The sequence below is a fragment of the Azospirillum sp. A23 genome (assembly GCF_042938965.1).
Lineage (GTDB): Bacteria > Pseudomonadota > Alphaproteobacteria > Azospirillales > Azospirillaceae > Azospirillum > Azospirillum melinis.
In genome coordinates this window covers 138,963-164,515 of record NZ_CP170665.1, presented here as the reverse complement: position 1 = coordinate 164,515, position 25,553 = coordinate 138,963, and the positions used below count along the sequence as shown (strand labels likewise).

The following is a 25,553-nucleotide window of genomic DNA, read 5'->3' as shown; positions in this document are numbered from 1 at the left end:
GGAGGCGAAACCGGGTCGCCGTCACCTGTGCGGCCCCATGGCCGACCTTAGAGCCTGTCTGATGCTTATTGAAGCATCAGTTGCACAAAGAGAAAGGGGCGCCCTTACGGGCGCCCCCTCCCTTTAGCGTGCTTGGGCTCACGCCCCCGTCATCAACCGAGGTTGATGTCGGAGAGCGAGAGGACCGTGCCGTTGTACACGCCGAGCAGCCGGACCTCGGTGGCAGCCACCTGGCCGTCGCCGTTGGTGTCGACCACCTGGTACAGGCCGGAGCTGGTGCCGTTGTTGGCCAGAACCAGCGTGCTTGCACCAGCCGACGAGTTCGTCAGCGTCCCCAGGGCCGAGCGGAAGCTGGCCAGCGAAGCGTCCGTCAGGCTGCCGCTGACGACCGAGGTCAGGCTCACCAGCTCGTTGGAGCCGATGTTCACGCCGTTGGTCGCAGCAGAGGCCGTCGAGAGCGAGGCATCGCCGTTCTTGTCCGCAGTGGTCCGGGCCGTACCGGTCAGCTCCACCTTGTCGGTGCCCGACTGGAAGTTCGAGACCGAGACGAAGCCGGTGTTCGCGCCCAACGCCGAGATGTCGGTGAAGGACGAGTACACCACCGTGTCGGTGCCGCTGCCCGAAGCCAGGCTCAGGCTGTCGCCCGTGCCGGCCTGGAAGCGGATGCCCGAACCGCCGGTCACCGTGATGGCGTCGGTGCCCGAACCGCCGATCAGCGTCTCGATGCCCGAGACCGACATCGTCACACCGGTGTTGCCCAGCGTGATCACGTCGTTGCCGGTGCCGCCGGTCAGGGTCTCGATGCCACGCAGCAGGACCGTGTTGCCGCCATCGCCAAGGCTGACGAGGTCGGAACCGGCGCCGCCGACCAGGATCTCGATCCCGCTCTCGGCCCGCATGGTGACGCCCGTGTCGCCCAGGATCACCAGGTCGCTACCGGCACCACCGATCATGGTGTCGATGCCGCGGGTGATGACGGTGTTGCCCGTCGCACCCAGGGTCACGACATCCGAGCCGGCGCCGCCGACCAGGAACTCGACGCCCGAGGCCGTCATCGTCACGCCGGCCGAACCGGTGAAGACGATGTCGGTGTTGGCGCCACCGACCAGGGTGTCGATGCCCGTCACGGTGACCGTGTTCGGGGTGTCGCCCAGGGTGATGACGTCGGTGCCCACGCCGCCGATCAGCGTCTCGACCGCACGGGTCAGCAGGGTGCTGCCCGAGGTGCCGAGAGTGATGACGTCGGTGGCCGCGCCGCCGACCAGGATCTCGATGCTCGAACCCAGCGTCATGGTGACGCCGGTGTCGCCCAGGAACACCAGGTCGCTGCCCGCACCGCCCGACAGGGTGTCGATGCCGCGGGTGATGACCGTGTTGCCCGAGGAGCCCAGGGTCACGACATCCGAACCGGTGCCGCCGACCAGGAACTCGACGCCCGAGACCGTCATCGTCACACCGGCCGAACCGGTGAAGACGACGTCGGTGTTCGCACCGCCGGTCAGGGTCTCGATGCCCGTCACGGTGATGGTGTTCACCGTGTCACCCAGGGTGATGACGTCGGTGCCCACGCCGCCGATCAGCGTCTCGATGCCGCGGGTCAGCAGGGTCGTGCCCGAGGTGCCGATGGTCACCACGTCGGTGGCAGCGCCGCCAACGAGGATCTCGAGGCCGTTGGTAGCAGCACCGATGACATCGACGGTCAGCGTGTTGCCGGTGTCACCCAGGATCACCAGATCGGAACCCGCACCGCCGATCAGCGTCTCGATGCCGCGGATGATGGTGGTGTTGCCGGCCGAGCCCAGGGTCAGGACGTCGGTGCCGGCAGAGCCGATCACGTAGTCCGCACCCGAGACCATGAGGGTCGAACCAGCCGTGCTGGTGAAGATCACCTCAAGGCCCGTGCCGCCGATCAGCGTCTCGATGTTGGTCGCCACCAGCGTGCCGCCGGCCGTGCCGATGGTCACCACGTCGGTGCCCACGCCACCGGTCAGCGTCTCGATGCCGCTCACCAGCAGGGTGTTGCCCGCCGTGCTCAACGTGACGATGTCGGAGGCGAGGCCACCGATCAGCGTCTCGATGCCGCCGACGATCAGCGAGTTGGCCGTGTTGCCCAGCGTGATGACGTCGGTACCGGCAGAGCCCGTCAGCGTCTCGATGCCGCGCAGCAGCACCGTGTTGCCGGCTGTGCCCAGCGTGACGACATCCACACCCGTGCCGCCGACCAGGATCTCGAGGCCGGACGCCAGCAGCGTCGAACCGCCCGACCCCAGGAACACGAGGTCGGAACCCGTGCCGCCGGTGATGGTCTCCAGCGCGTTGACCACCAGGGTGTTGCCCACGGTGCCCAGCGTGACGACGTCGGTGCCCACGCCACCGGTCAGGGTCTCCAGACCCGAAGCCAGCAGGGTGCTGCCCGCCGTGCCCAGCGAGATCAGGTCGAGGCCTGCGCCGCCGGCCAGGGTCTCGATGCCCGAAACCAGCATGGTGGTGCCGGTGTCGCCGATGGTGACGACGTCGGTGCCGACGGAGCCGGTCAGGGTCTCCAGGCCACGCAGGATCAGGGTGTTGCCGGCCGTGCCCAGCGTGACGATGTCGGTGTTGGTGCCGCCGACCAGGATCTCGATGCCCGAAGCCAGCATCGTGTTGCCGGCCGAGCCCAGGAAGATCACGTCGGTGCCCGAACCGCCGGTGACCGTCTCCAGCAGGTTGGCGAGCAGCGTGCTGCCGGCCGTGCCGATGGTGATCAGGTCGGTGGCCGAGGAACCGGTGACCGTCTCCAGAGCCGAAACCAGCAGGGTGTTGCCGCCTGTGCCGGCCAGCGTGACGACATCGGTGCCCGTGCCGCCGCTCAGCGTCTCGAGCAGCGTCACCGCGAGGGTGCTGCCGGCCGAGCCCAGCGTGACGACATCGGAGAGCGCACTACCGGTCAGAATCTCCAGACCCGAAACCAGCAGGGTGCCACCCGTGGTGCCGATCGTGATGGCATCGGAGGCGGTGCCGCCGATGATCGTCTCGAACAGCGAAACCGTCGCGGTGTTGGCCGTGTTGCCCAGCGTCAGGACGTCGGTGCCGGCGTTGCCGGTCAGCGACTCGATGCCGCGCAGCAGGACCGTGTTGCCGGAGCTGCCCAGCGTGACGACGTCGGTGCCCACGCCGCCGATCAGGATGTCGATGCCCGACACCGAGACCGTCGACCCGCCCGAGCCCAGGAACACCAGTTCCGAACCCGTGCCGCCAGTGATCGTATCCAGCAGGCTGGCGAGGATCGTGCCGCCGGCCGAACCGATGGTGATGACGTCGGTGCCCACGCCACCGGTCAGGGTCTCCAGACCCGAAACCAGCAGGGTGTTGCCCGCCGTGCCCAGCGTGATGGCGTCGGTCGCCGCACCGCCAGCCAGCGTCTCGATGCCCGAAACCACCATGGTGGTGCCGGTGTCGCCGATGGTGATGACGTCGGTGCCGACGTCGCCCGTCAGGCTCTCCAGACCACGGACGATGACCGTGTTGCCCGAGGTGCCCAGGGTGACCGTATCGCTGCCCGCGCCGCCGATCAGGAACTCCAGACCGGAAGCCAGGACCGTGTTGCCGGCCGAGCCCAGGAAGACGAGGTCCGTACCCGAAGCGCCGGTGATCGTCTCGATGCCCGAGGCCAGCAGGGTGCCGCCCACGGTGCCGAGCGTGACGACGTCGGTGCCGACGCCACCGGTCAGGGTTTCCAGCAGCGACACCAGGACGGTGTTGCCGGCGGTGCCCAGGGTGACGACGTCGTTACCGGCCTGACCGGTCAGCGTCTCGATGCCGGACACCAGCGTGGTGTTGCCGAGAACCGAGGCGAGGGTGATGACATCGGTGCCGACATTGCCGGTCAGCGTCTCGACGGCCGAGACGAAGACGGTGTTGCCGCTGGTGCCCAAGGTGATGACGTCGGAGGCGGTGCCGCCGATGATCGTCTCGAACAGCGAAACCGTCGCGGTGTTGGCCGTGTTGCCCAGCGTCAGGATGTCGGTGCCAGCGTTACCGGTCAGCGACTCGATGCCGCGCAGCAGGACCGTGTTGCCGGAGCTGCCCAGCGTGACGACATCGGTGCCCACGCCGCCGATCAGGATGTCGATGCCCGACACCGAGACCGTCGACCCGCCCGTGCCCAGGAACACCAGTTCCGAACCCGTGCCGCCGGTGATCGTATCCAGCAGGCTGGCGAGGATCGTGCCGCCGGCCGAACCGATGGTGATGACGTCGGTGCCCACGCCACCGGTCAGGGTCTCCAGACCCGAAACCAGCAGGGTGTTGCCCGCCGTGCCCAGCGTGATGGCGTCGGTCGCCGCACCGCCAGCCAGCGTCTCGATGCCCGAAACCACCATGGTGGTGCCGGTGTCGCCGATGGTGATGACGTCGGTGCCGACGTCGCCCGTCAGGCTCTCCAGACCACGGACCGTGGTGGTGCTGCCGGCCGAGCCCAGCGTGACGACGTCGGAGCCCGCACCGCCGATCAGGAACTCAAGGGCGACCGTCTGGAAGGTGCTGCCAGCCGAGCCGAGGAAGACCAGGTCGCTGCCCGCGCCGCCCTGCAGGAACTCGATGCCCGAGGTCAGCAAGGTGTTGCCGGAGGTGCCCAGGATGATGGCATCGACCGCCGTGCTGCCGGTCAGGGTCTCCAGACCCGAAACCAGCAGGGTGCCGCCTGCGGTGCCGATGGTGATGGCGTCGGTCGCCGCACCGCCGGTGATCGTCTCCAGCAGGCTGGCGAGGATCGTGCCGCCGGCCGAACCGATGGTGATGACGTCGGTGCCCACGCCACCGGTCAGGGTCTCCAGACCCGAAACCAGCAGGGTGCTGCCGGTCGTGCCCAGCGTGACCACGTCGGAAGCCGTGCCGCCGGTCAGGGTCTCGAGGCCGCTGACGGTCAGCGTGTTGCTGGTGTCGCCCAGCGTGACGACGTCGGTGCCGACACCGCCGGTCAGCACCTCGATGCCGCGCAGCAGCACCGTGTTGCCGGCCGTGCCCAGGGTGACGACGTCGGTGCCGACACCGCCGACCAGGATTTCGACGCCCGAAACCAGGACGGTGTTGCCCGTGGTGCCGAGGTAGACGAGGTCGGAACCGGCGCCGCCGGTGATCGTCTCCAGCAGGCCGGTGAGGATGGTGCCGCCAGCCGAGCCGAGGGTAACGACGTCGGTGCCGACACCGCCGGTCAGGGTCTCGACCAGGGTGACGCGCAGGGTGTTGCCCGCGGTGCCCAGCGTGACGACGTCGGTAGACGCACCACCCGTCAGGGTCTCGATGCCGCCGACGGTCAGCGTGTTGGCGGTGTCGCCCAGCGTGACGACGTCGGTGCCGACGCCACCGGTCAGGAACTCGATGCCACGGACGGTCAGCGTGTTGCCGGCCGTGCCCAGGGTGACCACGTCGGAAGCCGTGTCACCGACCAGGATCTCGACGCCCGAAACCAGGACGGTGTTGCCCGTGGCGCCGAGGTAGACGAGGTCGGAACCGGCGCCGCCGGTGATCGTCTCCAGCAGGCCGGTGAGGATGGTGCCGCCAGCCGAGCCGAGGGTAACGACGTCGGTGCCGACACCGCCGGTCAGGGTCTCGACCAGGGTGATCAGCAGGGTGTTACCCGCGGTGCCCAGCGTGACGACGTCGGTGGCCGTACCGCCCGTGAGGGTCTCGATACCGCCGACGGTCAGCGTGTTGGCGGTGTTGCCCAGCGTGACGACGTCGGTGCCGACGCCACCGGTCAGGAACTCGATGCCACGGACGGTCAGCGTGTTGCCAGCCGTGCCCAGCGTGACCACGTCGGTGCCGACACCGCCGACCAGGATCTCAAGGTCCGAAACCAGGACCGTGTTGCCGGCCGAGGCCAGCGTGACCACGTCGGTGCCGACACCGCCGGTCAGGGTCTCGAGCGCGCCGGCGAGAATCGTGTTGCCGGCCGTGCCCAGCGTGACGACGTCGGTGCCGACACCGCCGGTGATCGTGTCGACCGCGTTGATCAGCAGGGTGCTGCCGGTCGTGCCCAGCGTGACCACGTCGAGGGCGGTCGTGCCGGTCAGGGTCTCGATCGCGCCGACCGTGACGGTGCTGCCACCAGAGGCCAGGGTGACGACGTCGGTGCCGACACCGCCGGTGATCGTATCGATCGCGTTGACCAGCAGGGTGCTGCCGGTCGTGCCCAGCGTGACCACGTCGAGGGCGGTCGTGCCGGTCAGGGTCTCGATCGCGCCGACCGTGACGGTGCTGCCACCAGAGGCCAGGGTGATGACGTCGGTGCCGACACCGCCGGTCAGTGCTTCGATGCCCCTGATCAACAGGGTGTTGCCGCCGATGCCCAGCGTGACGACGTCGGTGCCGACACCGCCCGTCAAGGTCTCCAGAGCCGAAATCAGCAGGGTGTTGCCGGCCGAGCCCAGCGTGACGACATCGGTGCCGACACTGCCGGTCAGTGCTTCGATGCCGCCGATCAGCAGGGTGTTACCGGCCGTGCCCAGGGTGACGACATCGGTGCCGACACCGCCGGTGATCGTGTCAACCGCGTTGATCAGCAGGGTGCTGCCGGTCGTGCCCAGCGTGACCACGTCGAGGGCGGTCGTGCCGGTCAGGGTCTCGATCGCGCCGACCGTGACGGTGCTGCCACCAGTGGCCAGGGTGATGACGTCAGTGCCCACGCCGCCGGTGACCGTCTCAAGCAGGCTCACCAGCATGGTGGCACCGGACGTGCCGACCGTGATCACGTCGGTGCCCACGCCGCCGGTGATCGTCTCAAGCAGGCTCACCAGCATGGTGGTACCGGACGTGCCGATCGACACCACGTCGGTGGTGTTGCTGCCCACCAGGGTTTCCAGCAGCGAAACCTGGAGGGTGGAACCGGCAGTCAAGGTGATGAAATCGGTCCCGATGTTACCAATCACGGTTTCAAGCAACGAAATCGATACCGTGCCACCGTCAGTTCCGAACGTCAGGACATCGTTGCCGGAGTTGCCGATGATTGCATCATAAGTACCCAAGGATACGGTTGCACCCGTAGTTACGCCTACGGGATAGGTTCCAGCCATTAGTAATCCCCTTCAGGTTTGGTTCGCCGGCGGATGAACCATTCTAAAGCGTGCGTCACACTGCCTGCAGGCAGACAGACTCAGTCCTAGCGCGGACTAACACACTGTGCCCTTGTTATCCGAAGGACTGCGCCTATGGCAATCCGTTTCTACCGAAGTGGGTAAGCCAAAGCGGCCGGTGTCGCGCGCCCCCCCTGAAGGGGGCTCCTGAAAGGTCGAGCCAACCTTCTCCAAGTCTTTGCAATGACTTGGAAAATACCTGGTATGGCGAAATCGCCACAGGCTGTGCAAAGTTGGTGGCACCCACTATTCAGTTGGCTTCCAGGCTGGAGCTTGGCCACAAGAAGGAGGCGACATCCCCGAATCGAATGAAAGGCGACGAAGACTTGTGCAACCTGCACAACTTCGTCGCCGATGACCGGTCAAGCCCTGGCTTCGGCAATGACGGCCCCGTTGTTACAAGTTGATAACACGGCCTGTATTTCGTTTGTCGCCGCAGCGAGGATGCGCTTGGAGAATTCGGGAACACCCGCTATTCCCTTGCGGCGACAGGCGCCGCCGGACAGCCGCCACATATGACATCCAAGGGCCAGGGACGACCGATCGAGCATGGCGACCATTCAGGACGCGCTCGCCGCAGCGGTGCGGCATCATCAGGGCGGTCAGCTGGCCGCGGCAGCGCGGATCTACCGCCGTATTCTGGAGATCGCGCCAGACCAGCCCGACGCCCTGCATCTGCTGGGACTGGTCGCCCGGCGCGCCGGCCAGTGGGCGGCGGCGCTCCGCCTGATCGCCCGCGCCCTGCGGATCGATCCGGCCATGGCGGAAACCCGGCTGAACCTGGGCAACCTGCTGCGCGACCAGGGGCATGCGGCCGGGGCGGTGGCAACCTATCGCCACGCCATCGCCCTGCGCCCGGACTTCGCCGCAGCCTATGAAAATCTGGGCGGGTTGCAGCGCGGGCTGGCCCGTCTGACCGATGCCGAACACGCCTGTCGCCGGGCGGTCAAGCTCGCCCCCGGCAGGGTCGAGGGCCATGCCGGGCTGGCTAACGTCCTGCAGGAATGCGACGCCCTGCCGGATGCCATCGCCGCCTATGCCCGCGCCCTCGCCCTCGACCCCGCCCACATCGCGGTCTGCAACAACCTGGGCATCGCGTTGCGCGGGCTGGATAAGACGGGATCCGGAGCGGAAGCGGCGGCGGCGTGGCACCGCCGCGCCGTGGCGCTCGACCCGTATTTCGCCGCCGGCTACAGCAGCCTGGGCCTGGCCCTGCAGGAACAGCGACGGCTGGAGGTGGCAGCGGACGCCCATGCCCGCGCCGTCGCTGTCGACCCGGGCTTCGCCGGCGCCTATGCCAACCATGGCAACTCCCGACTGAACCAGAATCGGCCAGATGAGGCCATCGCCGGTTTCCGTCGCGCCGTCGCCATCGATCCGGCCAGCCCGGACGCGCGCCGCAATCTCGGTATGGCCCTGCTGGTCGCCGGCCGCTTCGAAGAGGGCTGGCGCGAGTATGAGTGGCGGCTGCGCTGCAAGGATGCCCCGACCCAAGCCGTCATGCCCAAGCCGCGCTGGGCGGGCGAGCCACTGGACGGCCGCCGCATCCTGCTGCACGGCGAACAGGGGCTGGGCGACGCTTTACAGTTCTGCCGCTACATCCCCCTGGTGGCCGCTCGCGGCGGCCGGGTCATCCTGGGATTGCCGGCTGCGCTGGAGCGGGTGATGGCCGGGTTGCCCGGCGTGGAGCGCTTTGTCAGCGGCCAACTGCCCACCGACGCCTTCGATCTGCATCTGCCGATGCTGAGCTTGGGCGAGGTGTTCGGCACCCAGATGGACACCATTCCCCACCGCGTTCCCTACCTGTCGGCGGAGCCGGAGTTGGCGGCGCGCTGGGGCGAGCGGCTGGCAGGCTTGAGCGGTCTGAAGGTCGGCATCGTCTGGGCGGGATCGCCGACCCACGGCAACGACAAGAACCGCTCCATCGGGCTGGCTCCCTTCGCGCGGCTGGCCGCCATTCCCGGCATCAGCCTCGTCTCCATCCAGAAAGGACCGACCGAAGGGCAGGCGGCCAACCCGCCCGGCGGCTTCCCCCTGCTGAACCTGTCGCCCGACATCCGCGACTTCGCCGACACCGCCGCCATCATGGCCGGCCTCGACCTCGTCGTCTGCGTCGACACCTCCGTCGCCCATCTCGCCGGCGCCCTCGGCGTCCCGGTCTGGGTCATGGTCCCCTTCGCCCCCGACTGGCGCTGGATGCTCGACCGCGACGACAGCCCCTGGTACCCCACCATGCGCCTGTTCCGCCAGGACCGGCCCGGCTCCTGGAACAACGCCATGGACCGGCTCGAGCAGGCCCTGCGCAGCCATGCCGCTCATTCCACCCACACCCGGACAGGACCTTCCGACATGCCGATCCTGGCGCCCGTTTCCTGGGGCGAACTGCTGGACAAGATCACCATCCTCGACATCAAGGCGGAGCGTATCACCGACGCCGACAAGCTGGCCAATGTCCGGCGTGAGCGCGAGGCGCTGATCGCCGTGACGGCGCAGGCCGATACCACGCGGTCGGAGGTGGCAACGCTGATCGACAACCTGCGCGCGGTCAACACCACCCTGTGGGAGGTCGAGGACGAGATCCGCGACTGCGAGCGCGCGAAGGATTTCGGCCCGCGCTTCGTCGAGCTGGCCCGGCAGGTCTACCACACCAACGACCGCCGCGCGGCGCTGAAGCGCGACCTGAACCGCCTGCTCGGTTCCGAGCTGGTCGAGGAAAAATCCTACCAGGCCTATTGAGACCCGACAGCCCTCTTCCCCTCCAACCGAAGGGTCCTGTTCCATGACCGCCGCCGAAACCGCCACCGAGACCGTCAGCCTTCCGACCGAGCAGAGCGCCCCGGATCGTCTCGCCGTGGAACAGCGCCTGTCGCAGGTTCTGGAGCTGTGCCGGACCGGCCGGCCGGAGGAGGCGGAGGGGCCCTATCGCGCGCTGTGCGGCAACCCGCCGCGCGATGCCGCCGGGCTGCTGTCGATGACCGAAGCCGCCCGCATCCTGGCCCGGCCGGCCGACGCCGTGGCGTGGGCCGAGGCGGCGGTGCGGATGCAAGCCGACAGGGCAGACGGCTGGAGCGTGCTTGCCCTGGCATTCATCGCCGCCGGCCGTGCCGACGACGGCTATGCCGCGGCGGCCGAGGCTCTGCGGCGGACGGGGAGCGGGGAGCCGAGGGCCGGAACGGCGGCCATCCAGGCCCACCGCGCCCAGGCGCTCGCCCGGCTGCGCCGCGGCCAGCTGGCCGAAGCGGCGGCGGCCTGCGACACGGCGCTGCGCCTTGCCGACGCGGTCACGCAGCCGGCACAGGCCGTGCGTCAAGCGCGGGCCGAGACGCTGGGCACCCTGGCGCTGATCCGCATGCTGGAAGGCCGGGCGGATGAAGCCGAGGCACTGTTCCGCCGGGCACTTTCCCACCGGCCGGTCCTGCCGGAGATCCTGGGCAACCACGCCTCGCTGCTGGCCCGGCTGGGCCGCGACGAGGAGGCGCTGGAGCAGGCCGAACAGGCGGTGGCGCTGCGTCCGCGTCTGGCGGGGACCCTGCACCTGATCGGCACCTTGCACCACCGCGCCGGCCATCTGGAATCGGCGATTGCCGCCTTCCACCGGGTGCTGGCGGCCGATCCCGGCCATTCCGACGCCCGGCTGCGGCTGGCCGACAGCCTGCGCGTCGCCGGCCATTGGCAGGAGGCGGCCACCGTCTGCCGCGACGGGCTGGCCCGCATCGCCAACCCGGACGACCCCGGCCGGACGCCGCTGCTGGCCAATCTGGGCGCCGCCCTGCAGACCGGCGGCGACACCGCCGGGGCGCTGGACGCCTACCGCGAGGCGCTGCGCCTCGCTCCCGATCTGCCGGAGGTCCACAACAACCTCGCCCGCCTGCACCAGGAGACCGGCAACCCCGATGCCGCCATCGAGGAGCTGCGCCGCGCCACCGCCGGCCGGCCAGCCAGCCAGCCGCTGCCCCTGGCGCTGCGCCGCGCCCTGTTGTCGCTGCTGGTCGCCGCCGGCCGCACCGCCGAGGCGGAGGCGGAGGCCTTCGGCATCGCCCGCACGGCACCGGAGGACGCGGAGCTGTGCTTCGGCATCGCAGCCCTGTTCCTGCAGGGGGGATGGCGCGACCAGGCCCTGCCCTATGTGCGCAAGGCGATCCGTCTCGCCCCCGACATGCCGCGCAACTGGATCGCCTTTGTCGAGGCGCTGCGCGACGCCACGCCACCGCAGCCCGCCAATGGCGTTGACGAGGGCCTGCGCGCCGACCTGCTGGCGGCGCTCGGCCGGCCGGAGGTGGAGGGCGCCGGGCTGGCGCGCGCCATCGCCGGCGTGCTGATGGGCTCGCCCGTCATCAGGACCCTCGCCGCCCTGCCGGAGAATGACGGTCCGGCCCTGGACGATGCCAGCCGCGCCTTGCTGGCCGACGGTTCGCTCGCCGGGCTGGCGGAAGATGCGCTGCTGCTGGCCCATCTGCGCACCGCGCCGGTCTGCGATCTGGCGCTGGAACGGGCGCTGACCCGGCTGCGCCGGGTTCTGCTGCTGGCGCTGACCGGCCCCGGCCTGCCCGACCGGCCGTCCTGGCGCACCCTGTGCGCCGCCATCGCCGAGCAGTGCTTCCTCAACGAATATGTCTTCGCCGAGACCGACGGCGAGTTCCAGGTCCTGGCGGTGCTGCTCCGCGCGGCGGAGGCGGCGCTTGCGAGCGGCGAACAGCCGCCGGCGGTGCTGGTCGCGCTGCTCGGCGCCTACCGTCCGCTCTACCGCTGGGAGCGGGCGGAGGCCCTGCAGGCGCTGTCCTGGCCCGAGGAGATCGCCCGGCTGCTGAACCGGCAGGTCGCCGAACCGCTGGCCGAGGCGGCGATCCAGGCGGAGCTGCCGGAACTGACCCCGATCAGCCATCCGGTGTCGGTCGGCGTGCGCGTCCAGTACGAGGAGAATCCCTATCCGCGCTGGATGAACACCGGGCTGCTGCCGGAGCCGATGCCGCTGTCCCGCTTCCTGCATGCCCTGTTCCCGCATGCCGCCCTGCCAGCAGCCCCCGCCTGGAACGCGCCGGGCTGGGAGGCGCCGGAGGTGCTGGTCGCCGGCTGCGGCACCGGGCGGGAGGCGGTGTGGGCGGCCTCCACCCTGAAGAATGCACGGGTGCTGGCGGTCGACCTCAGCCGCCGCAGCCTTGCCTACGCCACACGCCAGAGCCGGCGCCTGGGCCTGAAATCCATCGAGTTCGCCCAGGCCGACCTGCTGGAGCTGGGGGCGCTGGGCCGCCGCTTCGACGTGATTCACAGCGTCGGCGTCCTGCACCATATGGAAGACCCGATGGCGGGCCTGCGCGTGCTGCGCGGAATGATGAGTCCGCATGGCGTGATGGAGATCGGCTTCTACAGCGCCGCCGCCCGCCGCCCCATCCTGGCTGCCCGCCAGTTCATCGCCGAGCGCGGCCACCCGCCGACCCTGGACGGCATCCGCCATGTCCGCCGCGACATCCTGGCCCTGCCGGAGGGTCATCCGGCGCGCGCCGTTATCCATTCCCCGGATTTTTACGGCACCAGCGCCTGCCGCGACCTGCTGATGCATGTCCACGAACTGCACGTCACCCTGCCCTGGCTGGCCGACGCGCTTGCCGCACTGAAGCTGGAGTTCCTGGGCTTCCGCCTAGCTGATCCGGCGGTGGCCGCACTTTACCGCAAGCGCTTCCCCGAAGACCCGGCGATGACCTCTCTCGGGCGCTGGGACCGGTTGGAGGCGGAACATACGATGATCTTCGGCGGGCTGTACCAGGCCTGGGTGCGGGCTCGGGGGTAGAACGACGTATGACTGGGAAACAGACCGTTACAGACGGCACCGAGATCAACCATCACCATTTGCGCGCCAATGCGCGCTCACTGACGGTGCCGAGGAGCGCCCGATGATCATCGTCCGCCTGTCCGACGGGCTCGGGAACCAAATGTTCCAGTACGCGTTTGGCCGCGCTCTGTCGACACGGCGCGGCGTGCCCTTGCGCCTAGATGTGTCAGCCTACCGGGTCGAGCGCAAGCGCCGCTACGAGCTTCATCATTTCCTGACCGAAGAAACCTTCGTCACCGATGAAGAGGCGCACCGCGTCATCACCCGACCGCACAGCCCCGACGAACCCTGGTGGAGTCAACCGGTTGTCCGGGAACCGCATTTCCATTACAGCCCCGACGTCGTCCAAGTGTCATCGGCCGGCTATTTCGCCGGCTATTGGCAATCGGAACGACATTTCGACGACGTGGCGCCGCTGATCCGGCTGGAGTTCACCCCGAAGCAGCCGCTGACTGGCGCCAATCTGGAGGTTGCACGGGCGATTGCCGCCCGCAACGCAGTCAGCCTGCATGTGCGCCGCGGTGACTACATCTGCGACCCGAAAGTCAACATCCTGCACGGGGTGTGTTCGCTTGAATATTACCGGGCTGCGGTAGCCTATGTCGCGGCACGGGTGGAAAAACCGGAGTTTTTCGTGTTCACCGACGACCCTGACTGGACACGTACCAAGCTGAAGCTGGATTTCCCAGCCTATCTCGTCACACAGAACCAGGATGCTCCGGTAGAGGATCTTCGTTTGATGACACTGTGCCGTCATCACATCATCGCCAACAGCAGCTTCAGTTGGTGGGGTGCTTGGCTGGGCGAAAAGCCGGGACAGATTGTCTGTGCCCCGCAACGCTGGTTCGGCGCCTATCCGCATGACACCCGCGACTTGGTACCAGACCGCTGGACCCGGCTGGACGGCTGACCTCCGGCGACGGCGATGGAGGCACTGCACCGCAGGCGTTATGCCCGATAACCGTCAAACGACCGCATCGGGTGCAGGTGCGGAGGGGCCAGATGACATGGAGCCGTTCTATGTGAAGAAGTTCCATAGGGGTCGGGACCTGCCGCTCCATATCTTGGTATGCCAGCGGAGCGTCCAGTATGAGATGGTGCGGCAGGCCGATCCTGCCGTGGCGGCGCTTTACCGCAAGCGCTTCCCCGAAGACCCGGCGATGACCTCGCTCGGGCACCGGGACCGGTTGGAGGCGGAGCATACGATGATCTTCGGCGGGCTGTACCAGGCCTGGGTGCGGGCAAGGGCGTAAAGTTTGCAGAAGAGATTGAGCCTGAGATAACGAGCTGGTATTCGGCACTGGCCGGGCGCGGGTGCGCTCGATGAAAGCGGAGAAGTTCCATGCGGGTCGGGATCTATCGCTCCATGCCTTGGTATGCTGGCGGAGCGTTCCAGTATGAGATGGTCCTTCTGGACGCCCTGGCTGCATTGGCCAAAAACTCTGCCGACCATCTTGTCTGCCTCAACCGCCCGGAAGACAATCTCCATAACTTGGTTGCGACCGGCAACATGACCTATGGCGGTCTCCCGCTACAATCATTGGGAGAGTCTTCTTTCCAGCAGGGGCCGCTGGAGACTTACCTCAATCAGGGCCCGCCAGTCCTGCCGGAACTGGATTCCAACGTTATTTATCTAGACCGGCCAGCGGCCCTGCAATTCCGCCAAGCAAAGGTCGATTGGCTGTTTCAGCTTCAGCCAAGCGTTACAGCCTTTTCAGCCCTGATGCCTTTCGTGATGCCAATCCACGATCTCCAGCATCGCCTGCAGCCAGAATTTCCCGAGGTGAGCGCCTACGGCCAAGTCGCTTATCGCGATTATCTGTATCGGAACGCCTGCCGCTATGCCACGCTGATCTTAGTGGAGTCCGAACACGGCAAGCAGGACGTGCTGAGGTTCTATGGCGATGTGATCAGGGAGGATCGCATCCGCATCCTGCCGCTTTATCCCCCGGTACGGACAGGGACCATGCCGAGCGAAGAGGAATTGCGCCGGACAGCCGCCGCATATAATCTTCCTTCCCGCTATTTTTTCTACCCGGCCCAGTTTTGGCGCCATAAAAATCATCACCTGATTATCCAAGCGCTGTGCCGGCTCAAGGAGCAGACCGGGGAAAAAATCCCTCTGGTGCTGTGCGGTACCTATATGGACTACGTCCGCGCAGTCACCTTCAAAGAAACGATGGAGTTCGCAGAGCAACAGGGCGTGCGTGACCAGATCCATTATCTGGGATGGGTTCCCGATAAGGACATGCCTGCGCTCTACGCCCTGTCGGCCGGCCTGGTCATGCCGACCTTCTTCGGCCCGAGCAACATCCCTGCTCTGGAGGCATGGAATTACGGGCGCCCTGTCATCACCTCCGACATTCCAGGCCTGCGTGAACAGACGGGGGATGCGGGACTACTCGTCAACCCGCGTTCTGCAGAGCAGTTGTGTGATGCCATGTTGCGGCTTTGGCAGGACGAGGCCTTCGGCAGTGAACTGGGCGAGCGGGGTCGTAAGCGGCTGGCATCCTGCAATTGGCACGCCTTCGTCGCCCAGGTAGCGTCCGTCATCGAGGAGGCCAGTGCCAGGCTGCGCGACGGTCGCGCCCCACGCTATCCCGATGCCGGTTTTTGACCACATCTCCCGTTCCCTGCCCACGGCGCCACCAAACTGCAAACCTCCTCCGGTAGGCAAGCACGCCCACAAAATATGACTTGTGTTGGGCGCCTCGACAAAGGAAGGATGCGCCAATCCTGGAAGCGTCTATGTTGGGTACTCAAAAATCATGATCGAGCGAATCGAGTTCAACGGCGAACAGCTTGCCCTGATCGTACGGAGCAGCTTCCAGGAGCCAGGTGTCCATTTCTTCACGCCGAGCCATCTGTCGCAGCAGTTGGCCTACATGCGCCACCCCGCCGGCCACGCTATCCCTCCTCATATCCACAATCCGGTGCCTCGCGAGGTCCAATACACCCAGGAGGTGCTGTTCTTGCGCCGGGGCCGGCTACGCGTGGATTTCTACACTCAGGCCGGTTCCTATCTCGAAAGCCGCGAGCTCGGCCCGGGCGACGTGATCCTGCTGGCCACCGGCGGACATGGATTCGAGATCCTGGATGAGGTCGAGATGATCGAGGTCAAGCAAGGTCCTTATGCCGGTGAGGCCGACAAAACCCGTTTCGCTGGTATCGGCCGCGACCAAGCACGCGTCGTACGGCTCTGATCGCCATCACCCGATGACAGGCAGCCCTCCCAAAGGAGCGTTCAACCACATGATTCCGGTTTCAGAACCGCTCTTGGACGAGCGCGCATGCGCTTATGTACAGGAAGCCGTCAGCACAGGCTGGGTATCTTCTGACGGCCGCTTCATTCCTGAATTCGAACGCCGCTGGGCTGAATACTGCGGCGTGGAGCATGGCGTAGCCGTATGCAATGGTACGGTAGCGCTGCAGGTTGCTATGGAAGCCCTTCGGCTGGAGCCCGGTTCTGAAGTTATCCTGCCCAGCCTGACCATCATTTCCTGTGTTCTCGCAGTGATCGAAGCGGGCTGCGTACCGGTGCTGGTCGATTGCGAACCAGACACTTGGTGCATGGACATGGTACAGGTCGCGGCCAGGATCACGCCACGCACCCGTGCCATCATGCCGGTGCACATGTACGGCCATCCAGTGGACATGGCTCCGCTGCTGGAACTGGCCGAACGCCATGGCCTTGCGGTCGTCGAGGACGCAGCCGAGGCGCATGGAGCGGAGTACCGCGGCCGCCGGGCCGGCGGCATGGGCACGCTGGGCTGCTTCAGCTTCTATGCCAACAAGATCATCACCACCGGCGAGGGCGGCATGGTGGTGACCGCCGACGCGGCGCTTGCCGAACGCATGCGCTCGCTGCGCAACCTGTGCTTCCGCCGTGACCGCCGCTTCCTGCATACCGAGCTCGGCCACAACTACCGCATGACCAATGTGCAGGCGGCCATCGGCGTGTCGCAGGTCGAGCGGATCGAGGATCATCTGGCACGCAAGCGGCGTATGGCAGCACTCTATGCTGAACGCCTTGGCGACCTGCCCGGCCTTGCCTTGCCGGTGGAACGGCCAGATGTCCGTAACGTCTACTGGATGTATGGCGTGGTACTGGACGATGATGTGCCCTTCGACGCCGTCGAGTTTGCTCGGCGCCTGCGTGAGCGCGGCGTCGACACGCGCCCCTTCTTTCTCGGCATGCATGAGCAGCCGGTCTTCCACGACCGCGGCCTATTCGTGGATGAACACTATCCGCAAACTGAACGCTTGGCCCGGCGCGGCCTCTATCTGCCTTCAGGCCTGCCGCTGACGGAAATCCAAATCGACAAAGTCTGCAATGCAGTGCGTGAGGTGATGTCATGAGTAATGGCGTTTTCGGAGCGGGTTATGCAGCGGCCTATGATGCTCTGTATCGGGACAAAGACTATGAAAATGAATGTGATCTTATCGAAAGTATTTTGAAAGAGAACGGATTCTGCGGCCCGATTCACCTTCTTGATCTTGGTTGTGGAACTGGGAATCACGTTTTTCCCTTGGCTCTACGTGGTCACACGTTAACGGGTGTGGACCGTTCGCATGACATGTTAGCCTTGGCTTATGAGAAGGCAGAAAAAATAAAAGAGACTGGTGACACAATTTCTCCAACTTTCCACCATGGCGACGTTCGCAACCTAAATCTTAACGAAAGATTTGACGCTGTTTTGATGATGTTTGCTGTATTAGGGTATCAGCACGAGAATACTGATCTGATGGCAACACTCTCTACGGTTCGATCACACCTTAAGCCTGGTGGTCTATTTATTTTTGATGTTTGGAATGGTTTGGCTGTACTCACGGACAAGCCAGGACAACGAGTGCGTACAGTGCATCAGAATGGTACTCGTATCATTCGCACTACAGAAACTCGTGTCGACACCCAACACCATCGCTGTCATGTACATTTTGGAGTGCTATGTATCCAGAATGGGCATATTATTGATGAGCAGGATGAGGAACACGTTATGCGCTTTTTCTTCCCGCAAGAGATTGATCTGGCCCTTGGTTACGCCGGACTGAAATTGATCAAATTGAGCGGCTTTCCAGACTACAAAGAACCTGCTGACGAAAATTCATGGAATATAATAGGTGTCGCAAAAGCTATATAGATATAGCATAGGGGGATTTTCCTTTCCTGCATTATCAAACTATGGAAAACGCAGGAACTCAAGCTAGACCAATAAAGAAAGAATGCAGAGAACAAGATGTTTTTCTCAATTGTTATTCCCACATACAATCGCCAACATCTTCTTGTTCGCGCTTTAGACTCAATCTTGAATCAGTCTTTCAATGCTGATGAATTTGAAGTTATTGTGGTAGATAACGGGTCAACAGACCAAACACGGCAAGTTGCCGAGGGATTTTCCTCAAAATTTGATAAATTTTCTTATACTCACCAAGCCGCGCCTGGCCTTCATGCAGCCCGTCATACAGGATTACGAGCTGCGAAAGGAGATGTGGTGATATTCGGTGATGATGATATCCGATGTGAACCTACATGGCTGAATGGAATTGCCGGTGCATTTAAGAGTGCGGGGGCAACTTTGGCTACCGGCCCATGCCGGCCAGAGTATGAGCACACTCCACCCGCCTGGGTTGAAACTCTCAAGGAGAAAATTCCTCAAATTCCAGACGCATGGTATCTGGCTAGCTATAGCATTATTGATCTTGGCGACCAATGGCTTCAGATTCCAGCAGAGCTAGCGTTTGGTTGCAATTACTCTATCGTCCGCAAAGAAGTTGAAGAACTTGGCGGCTTCCACCCTGACTCCTTGCCGCAGAATTTTTTGCAATATCGTGGAGATGGAGAAACAGCTTTGTCACAAGCTGTTTCCCAAAAAGGTGGACGTATTATTTACTCACCATTAGCAGCTGTTAACCATTGGGTCAGCTCTGAGCGCTTGACTATTCCTTATATATATAAACGTCATTTTAGCGAAGGAGTTACATTTTCTTATGTGGCAACAAGGAAATATGGAAAACTACCAGATAACCCTCATGCGCTTGCTCCACGCTTTTCCCCTGCACCAGAGGATTCTGTGCAATCGGAAATTCAGCGCGGTGTGCTTGATGGATTTTTTTATCATCAACAACAGTTGAGATCAGATAAAAACCTCCTACAATGGATTTTTAAAGAAACATATTTGGAGGACAGCGACTTAAGATTACAATCCTGAATATATAAAATTGAAACGCTTATGGAGATTCAGAAGGTGAATTTCCATTTGAAAATGGACGATTATGGATTTTCGTTTACGCCTGCATCAATCTTGTTTATAATTGAATATCTTTAATGTCAATCTAAGGAGGGAAGAAGAATGAGTATTGGAAATTATGACAGAAATTTTTATGATGAGCAAATGAACGGATCATATAAGTCAGCTTGTCGCATCGTGCCAATTGTCAAAGAGCTTTTTGAGATAAATTCTGTTATAGATATTGGGTGTGGAGTAGGTACGTTTCTTCGATGCTTCAAAGAAAACGGTGTTTTCGACATAACTGGGATTGATGGAGATTATGTCCCCAGGGACAAGCTCATGATTGAAGAAGAACGGTTCATTAGCCATGATCTAAACGTTTTGGCAAAAGTGAATCGCAGATTTGATCTTGTCGTTTCATTGGAAGTGGCAGAACATCTCTATGAAAACAAATCAGACTCTTTTATTGATATGCTTTGTCTTCATGGAGACACTATTTTATTCTCAGCTGCCACTCCCTATCAAGGAGGCGAGCATCATGTAAATGAACAATGGCCAGAATATTGGTATGAGAAATTTATGAAGCGGGGGTATAGAGCATTTGACATCATTAGGCCTGAAATATGGAATGATAATGATGTTCAATATTGGTACTCTCAAAATTGCATTATTTATGCAAATCAAAATGGAATTATGAAAAGCAAAAAATTGCAGGACATTTCAGCAGCAACCCACCCAAAGGCACCAGCAAGTTTGGTGCACCCAAAGCAATTTATTGCAAGCGCTTCTACTCTAAAAAATTTTAATGAGACTTTAGAAAATATTGCCAGATTTGGCAAACCATTCCGTGCTGAAATATCGAAAGAAGGAGAAATTCTATTGCACTTTCTGAAAAATTAGAACTAATTAACACTTCTATAGGTGCAAACAATATATGTAGCATGTGGAAAGTGAGTTTAGTCACCGTTTCCCGGTCAGTCGCAGAAGCTTGGTTAGCCTAGGATGAAGGACGAACCCGATGACGGGGAAACGGAAACGGTATTCGACAGAGTTCAAGACGAAGGTGGCGCTGGAAACGATCCGAAGCGAACTGATGGTGTCGCAACTGGTGGTCAAGCATAGGGTACACCAAACGCCGATCAATGCTAACTGCTCACCGGACTGGCTGACCGGGCCTCGGCCGTTGGCATTTTGCGTATTGGGGGTGGCCAGCAAACCGGTGTTGCGTTTGAGAGGGCGGACATGAGTCAACGTCTCCATTACGGTTCCGCCACGCTATCGCCTGAGTGACGCCGAGAAGGACGCCCTGCTGGTCGAACAGGCGACGCTGATCGAGCGCATGGCAGGGCGGATCTCCGAACTGGAAGCCTTGGTCGCCAAGCCGAAGAGGACCTCGGCGAACTCGCACATCCCGCCCTCGCAGGATGGCCCTGAGGGCAAGGCCGGCAATGCGAAGCGGTGCCGTAAAGCACGGCCATCACGTCCCGGCGTCGCGCGGCCGCTCGCGTCCGATCCCGATCGCACCGAGCGCCGCTTGGCCGAGAGCTGCCCGCATTGCCAGACGGTGCTCTTGTTAGCCGTACCCCTCCGCCGAGTGCCGCCTTGTGACGGCCCTGGGAAGCTGAATCATGGGGCCTGTCCCTATGGCTATCCCTATGGCAGTCCCTATGACTATCCAACGCGTCGAGGTGATTACGGGCCTGGAGAAGCGGCGGCAGTTCACTGATGAGGGTACCCCTCCGCCGAGCGCCGCCTTGTGACCGAGCGGGGAAGCTGAATCATGGGGCCTGTCCCTATGGCTATCCCTATGGCAGTCCCTATGACTATCCAACGCGTCGAGGTGATTACGGGTCTGGAGAAGCGGCGGCAGTTCACTGATGAGGAGAAGCTGCGGCTGGTCGAAGAAGCGTTCCAGCCCGGCGTCAAAGCGACTGAGGTTGCCCGACGCCAAGGCGTGGACGTCAGCCTGCTGTACCGCTGGCGCCGCCAGTTCTTCGGTCCGCAACCCCGGCTGCCGGCCTTCATGCCGATCACCGTCGCCACCGATGAGCCGTCGCTGGAGGACGCGCCGGAACCGACCCCAGCCTCCTGCACTCCGCCCGACGGCATCATCGAGGTTGAGTTCGCTGCGGCCCGCCTGCGGATCACCGGCCCGGCCGATCCGGCTCTGGTCGGAACGGTGATCGCCGCGTTGTCGGGACGGTCAGCATGATCCCGGTGCCGTCAGGCGTGCGGGTCTGGCTGGCCGGCGGGGTCACCGACATGCGTTGTGGAATGAACTCGCTGGCGCTGAAGGTCCAGGAAGGGCTTGGCCGGGACCCTCATGCCGGCGATCTATACGTCTTCCGTGGGCGTCGCGGCGACATGGTGAAGTGCCTGTGGCACGATGGGCTCGGCATGTCGCTGTACGCGAAGAGGCTTGAGCGAGGCCGCTTTATTTGGCCCAGTCCGGCTGACGGAGCCGTGGCCATTTCCGCGTCTCAGCTCGCGTATCTGCTCGACGCAATCGACTGGCGCAATCCCCAGCAAACCTGGAGGCCACGCTCGGCCGGATAGGCTGCGGCACAGTGAATCAGCCCGCCGTCATCCGGCAGGAAGAGCAAGGATTGATACGGGTTTCAGGGTATAATCCGGCCCTATGGACGCCTTGCCCGACGACATTGCCAGCCTGCGCGCCGCCTTGGCGCAGGCCGAGGCGCGGGCGGACGCGGCCGAAGCCGAAGCGGCGCGGGCCAAGGCGATAGCGTCGAATACCGAGGCGCTGATCGCCGGCCTGAAGCTGGAAATCGAGAAACTCCGGCGCGAACTCTATGGCACGCGCTCCGAGCGTAAGGCGCGCCTGCTGGATCAGTTGGAGTTCCAGCTCGAAGAGCTGGAAGCAACGGCCAGCGAGGACGAGTTGGCGGCCGAGCAGGCCGCTGCCAAAACCACCGCGGTGGCGGCCTTCACCCGCAAGCGGCCGTCGCGCCAGCCCTTTCCCGACCACCTGCCGCGCGAGCGCGTCGTTGTGGCGGCTCCGGTGAGCTGCCCGTGCTGCGGCTCGGACAAGCTGTGCAAGCTGGGCGAGACGATCACCGAGACGCTGGAGGTGATCCCGCGCCAATGGAAGGTGATCCAGACGGTGCGCGAGCGGTTCTCCTGCCGGGCCTGCGAGACGATCAGCCAGCCGCCGGCGCCTTTCCACACCACCCCGCGGGGCTGGGCCGGCCCCCACCTGCTGGCCACCCTCCTGTTCGAGAAGTTCGGCCAGCATCAGCCGTTGAACCGGCAGGCCGAACGCTTCGCGCGGGAGGGTGTGCCGCTCAGCCTGTCCACCCTGGCCGACCAGGTGGGCACCGCCGCCGCGGTGCTGAAGCCGCTGCACGACCTGATCGCCGCGCATGTGATGGCGGCGGATCGCCTGCATGGAGACGACACGCCGGTGCCGGTGCTGGCCAAGGGCAAGACCGACACCGGGCGGCTGTGGGTGTATGTGCGTGATGACCGGCCGTTTGCCGGCCAAGCCCCACCGGCAGCACTGTTCCACTATTCGCGAGATCGCAAGGGCGAGCATCCCGAACGGCACCTGGCCGGCTTCACGGGCTGGCTGCAGGCCGATGCGTTCGCCGGCTACAACCGGCTGTACGAACCCGACCGCAAGCCGGGGCCGATCCGCGACGTGCTGTGCTGGGCGCATGCCCGGCGGGGCTTCTTCAAGCTGGCCGACATCGCCGCGAACACCAGGCGCGGCAAGGACGCCCCGCCGCTCTCACCGCTGGCACTGGAAGCCGTGAAGCGCATCGACGCCATCTTTGATCTCGAGCGCGCCCTGAACGGCAAGCCGGCGGCCGAGCGGCTGGCGGCCCGCCAGGAGCACGGCGTCGCCCTGGTAGCCGCGCTGGAGGATTGGATGCGGACGGAGCGCGCCCGGCTCTCCCGCCATGCCCCCGTGGCCAAGGCGATGGACTACATGTTGACCCGATGGGACGGCTTCACTCGGTTCCTCGGCGACGGCAGGCTATGCCTGACGAACAACGCCGCCGAACGCGGCCTGCGTGGGATCGCTTTGGGCCGGAAAGCGTGGCTGTTCTGCGGCTCCGATCGCGGCGGGCAGCGGGCGGCGATCATGTATGGCCTGATCACCACGGCCAAGCTCAACGACGTTGACCCGCAGGTGTGGCTCGCCAACGTGCTGGCCCGCATCAACGACATCCCCCAAACCCGCCTGCACGAACTGCTGCCCTGGAACTGGAAGGCAATCCGCGAGCAGACGAAAGTGGCCTGACAGCGGCACTCACCGGATGCTTACTGTTAGCCCCGCAGCGTTGCCGATTCCCGGTTGGACCTTTCGACCTCGGTATTTCGTCATGGCCCCCGGCCGACCGAGGCGCTACACCTAGCCCCCGTCGCCACCCTCGGCAGTCCCTTCGGGAGAGCAGCCCCATGTGCGGTTTCGCCGGCTTCGCCGGACCCGGCGGCGAGCGCGACCTCGCCGTCATGACCAGCATCATCCGCCACCGCGGTCCCGACGACGACGGCGTCCATATCGACACCGGCGGCGCCTTGGCCGTGCATCTGGGCTTCCGCCGCCTCGCCATCATCGACATCGAGGGCGGCCATCAGCCGATGGCGACGGCGGAGGGCGATCTGGTCATCGTCTACAACGGCGAGATCTACAACGCGCCGGAACTGCGCCGCGCGCTGGAGCAGGCCGGGCACCGTTTCGTCACCGACCATTCCGACACCGAGGTGCTGCTGCACGGCTATCGGGAATGGGGCCTGGACATGCTGGAGCGGCTGAACGGCATGTTCGCCTTCTGCCTGTACGACCGCCGCCGGGGCCGGCTGGTGTTCGGCCGCGACCGCTTCGGCAAGAAGCCGCTGTTCTATGCCGAGACGGCGGACGGGCTGGTCTTCGCGTCGGAGGCCACCGCGGTGCTGTCGCACCCGTCGGTGCCGGACACGCTCGACCGCACCGCGCTGGTCAAATATTTCGCCTACGGCTTCATCCCGGCGCCGCTGACCGCCCATGCCGCGGTGCGCAAGCTGCCGGGCGGCTGCAGCATGGTCTACGACCTGGCCAGCCGCCGGCTGTCGGCCAGCCGCTATTGGGAATACCGCATGGTGGTGGACGACCAGCCGCCGGGCGGTCCCGACCAGTGGGCCGAGGAGCTGCGCGAGCTGCTGGACCGCGCGGTGGAACGCCGCATGCTGAGCGACGTGCCGGTCGGCTTCTTCCTGTCCGGCGGCATCGACAGTGCCGCCATTGTGGCGCTCGCGGCCCACCACCGCGACCCGGCCACCATGAAGACCTTCACCATCGGCTTCGACGAGCCGAGCTTCGACGAGAGCGGCTATGCGGCCGACGCCGCACGCCATTACGGCACCGACCATGCCTGCCGCACGCTGAACCTCGACACCGCGGCGGGAATGCTGCCGGAGCTGCTGGGCCGGCTGGACGATCCCATCGCCGATCCCTCCATCCTGCCGACGCATCTGCTGTCGCGCTTCGCCCGCGAACGGGTGACGGTGGCGCTGACCGGCGACGGCGGCGACGAGCTGTTCGCGGGGTACGACACCTTCGACGCGCTGCGCACGGCGCGGCTCTATCACCATGCCGTCCCCCGCCCGCTGCACCGGCTGGCGGAGGCGGTGGCCCACCGACTGCCGCGCTCGGACCGCAACATGAGCTTCGACTTCAAGCTGCGCCGGGCGCTGCGCGGGCTGGGCCACCGGCCGGCGCACTGGATGCCGGCCTGGCTGGGTCCGGCGTCGGTGGAGGAGGTGTCGCGGCTGTTCGGCGCCGAGCTGACCGCCGACGAGCTGTATGACGAGGCCGACGCCCTGTGGCGCTCGGGCGCCAGCCGGCACGACGTCGACCGCTCCATCGAGTTCTACGGCCGCTTCTATCTGGGCGAGAATTTGCTGATCAAGGCCGACCGCGCCAGCATGTTCTGTTCGCTGGAGACGCGCTCGCCCTTCCTCGACCGCGACCTCGTCGCCTTCGTCAGCCGCCTGCCGGCCGGCGTGAAGCTGCAACCGAACGGCATCCGGGCCGGCACCCGCAAATGGATCCTGAAGAAGGCGATGGCCCCGCTGCTGCCGCCGGCGATCCTGTCGCGGCCCAAGAAAGGCTTCGGCATCCCCTTGAGCCGCTGGCTGCGCCACCTGCCCCAGCCGCCGCTGGAGACCGCGGCGCGCATCGGGGTGGACGGCAAGTGGCTGGCGGCGCGCTGGGACGAGCACCGCAGCGGGCAGGCCGACCACCGCGGCCTGCTGTGGGCCTGGACCGCGCTCGCCACTGCGCTGGACCGCCCGGCCCCGGCACCGACCCCGGCACCGATGGAAAACGCCGCATGAGCCTAGACAGTCTGGACCGTTCGCTCTCCCGGACGCACGGGGGAG

At 64.5% G+C, this 25,553-nt stretch carries 15 protein-coding genes and 2 pseudogenes; 16 read left to right on the top strand and 1 reads right to left on the bottom strand.

All coding sequences use genetic code 11. The features are described from left to right. Positions 1 to 152: 152 nt before the first annotated feature. Positions 153 to 6,875, bottom strand: coding sequence for a calcium-binding protein (locus ABNQ40_RS08795; protein ID WP_391346104.1), 6,723 nt, complete (start codon positions 6,873 to 6,875; stop codon positions 153 to 155). A 786-nt stretch (positions 6,876 to 7,661) separates the two neighbouring features. On the opposite strand from ABNQ40_RS08795, the gene ABNQ40_RS08790 reads away from it, so the two are divergent. From ABNQ40_RS08790 to asnB, 16 genes and pseudogenes are all read left to right on the top strand, one after another. Continuing rightward, the gene (locus tag ABNQ40_RS08790; protein WP_391346103.1) at positions 7,662 to 9,848 is read left to right on the top strand and encodes a tetratricopeptide repeat protein; all 2,187 of its coding nucleotides are present in this window, start codon (positions 7,662 to 7,664) and stop codon (positions 9,846 to 9,848) included. 43 nt (positions 9,849 to 9,891) lie between these two features. Continuing rightward, positions 9,892 to 12,897 (top strand): class I SAM-dependent methyltransferase, encoded by a 3,006-nt coding sequence (locus ABNQ40_RS08785; protein WP_109047123.1) that lies wholly within the window; start codon positions 9,892 to 9,894, stop codon positions 12,895 to 12,897. Between the two features lie 103 nt (positions 12,898 to 13,000). After that, positions 13,001 to 13,849: an alpha-1,2-fucosyltransferase gene (locus ABNQ40_RS08780; protein ID WP_109047124.1), complete on the top strand. Its 849-nt coding sequence runs from the start codon at positions 13,001 to 13,003 to the stop codon at positions 13,847 to 13,849. Positions 13,850 to 13,946: 97 nt separating this feature from the next. Further along, positions 13,947 to 14,192: a hypothetical protein gene (locus ABNQ40_RS08775; protein ID WP_109047125.1), complete on the top strand. Its 246-nt coding sequence runs from the start codon at positions 13,947 to 13,949 to the stop codon at positions 14,190 to 14,192. 89 nt (positions 14,193 to 14,281) lie between these two features. Next, positions 14,282 to 15,556, top strand: a complete 1,275-nt coding sequence (locus ABNQ40_RS08770) for a glycosyltransferase family 1 protein (protein WP_109047126.1) — start codon at positions 14,282 to 14,284, stop codon at positions 15,554 to 15,556. Between the two features lie 151 nt (positions 15,557 to 15,707). Further along, entirely contained in the window at positions 15,708 to 16,142 is a 435-nt protein-coding gene (locus ABNQ40_RS08765; protein ID WP_109047127.1) for a hypothetical protein, read from the top strand. Between the two features lie 49 nt (positions 16,143 to 16,191). Continuing rightward, complete coding sequence (locus tag ABNQ40_RS08760) at positions 16,192 to 17,298, top strand: DegT/DnrJ/EryC1/StrS aminotransferase family protein (protein WP_109047128.1); 1,107 nt, start codon at positions 16,192 to 16,194, stop codon at positions 17,296 to 17,298. After that, the gene (locus tag ABNQ40_RS08755) at positions 17,295 to 18,080 is read left to right on the top strand and encodes a class I SAM-dependent methyltransferase (protein ID WP_109047129.1); all 786 of its coding nucleotides are present in this window, start codon (positions 17,295 to 17,297) and stop codon (positions 18,078 to 18,080) included. The genes ABNQ40_RS08760 and ABNQ40_RS08755 overlap by 4 nt, the downstream gene beginning before the upstream one ends. A gap of 96 nt (positions 18,081 to 18,176) precedes the next feature. After that, positions 18,177 to 19,148 carry a glycosyltransferase family 2 protein gene (locus ABNQ40_RS08750; RefSeq protein WP_109047130.1) on the top strand — a complete coding sequence of 324 codons (972 nt, stop codon included), beginning with the start codon at positions 18,177 to 18,179 and terminating at the stop codon, positions 19,146 to 19,148. Positions 19,149 to 19,289: 141 nt separating this feature from the next. After that, complete coding sequence (locus ABNQ40_RS08745; protein ID WP_391346266.1) at positions 19,290 to 20,069, top strand: class I SAM-dependent methyltransferase; 780 nt, start codon at positions 19,290 to 19,292, stop codon at positions 20,067 to 20,069. A gap of 118 nt (positions 20,070 to 20,187) precedes the next feature. Then, positions 20,188 to 20,316: pseudogene (locus ABNQ40_RS08740) on the top strand (IS3 family transposase); the annotation flags it as partial. A 111-nt stretch (positions 20,317 to 20,427) separates the two neighbouring features. Continuing rightward, a pseudogene (locus tag ABNQ40_RS08735) lies at positions 20,428 to 20,760 on the top strand (IS66 family transposase); the annotation flags it as partial. Between the two features lie 228 nt (positions 20,761 to 20,988). Then, complete coding sequence (tnpA, locus tag ABNQ40_RS08730; protein ID WP_158285515.1) at positions 20,989 to 21,381, top strand: IS66-like element accessory protein TnpA; 393 nt, start codon at positions 20,989 to 20,991, stop codon at positions 21,379 to 21,381. Further along, positions 21,378 to 21,725: an IS66 family insertion sequence element accessory protein TnpB gene (tnpB, locus tag ABNQ40_RS08725; protein WP_109047194.1), complete on the top strand. Its 348-nt coding sequence runs from the start codon at positions 21,378 to 21,380 to the stop codon at positions 21,723 to 21,725. The genes tnpA and tnpB overlap by 4 nt, the downstream gene beginning before the upstream one ends. 82 nt (positions 21,726 to 21,807) lie before the next feature. Then, positions 21,808 to 23,433 (top strand): IS66 family transposase, encoded by a 1,626-nt coding sequence (tnpC, locus tag ABNQ40_RS08720; RefSeq protein ID WP_109047195.1) that lies wholly within the window; start codon positions 21,808 to 21,810, stop codon positions 23,431 to 23,433. Between the two features lie 158 nt (positions 23,434 to 23,591). Continuing rightward, positions 23,592 to 25,508, top strand: a complete 1,917-nt coding sequence (asnB, locus tag ABNQ40_RS08715; protein ID WP_391346263.1) for an asparagine synthase (glutamine-hydrolyzing) — start codon at positions 23,592 to 23,594, stop codon at positions 25,506 to 25,508. The last annotated feature ends 45 nt before the right edge of the window (positions 25,509 to 25,553 follow it).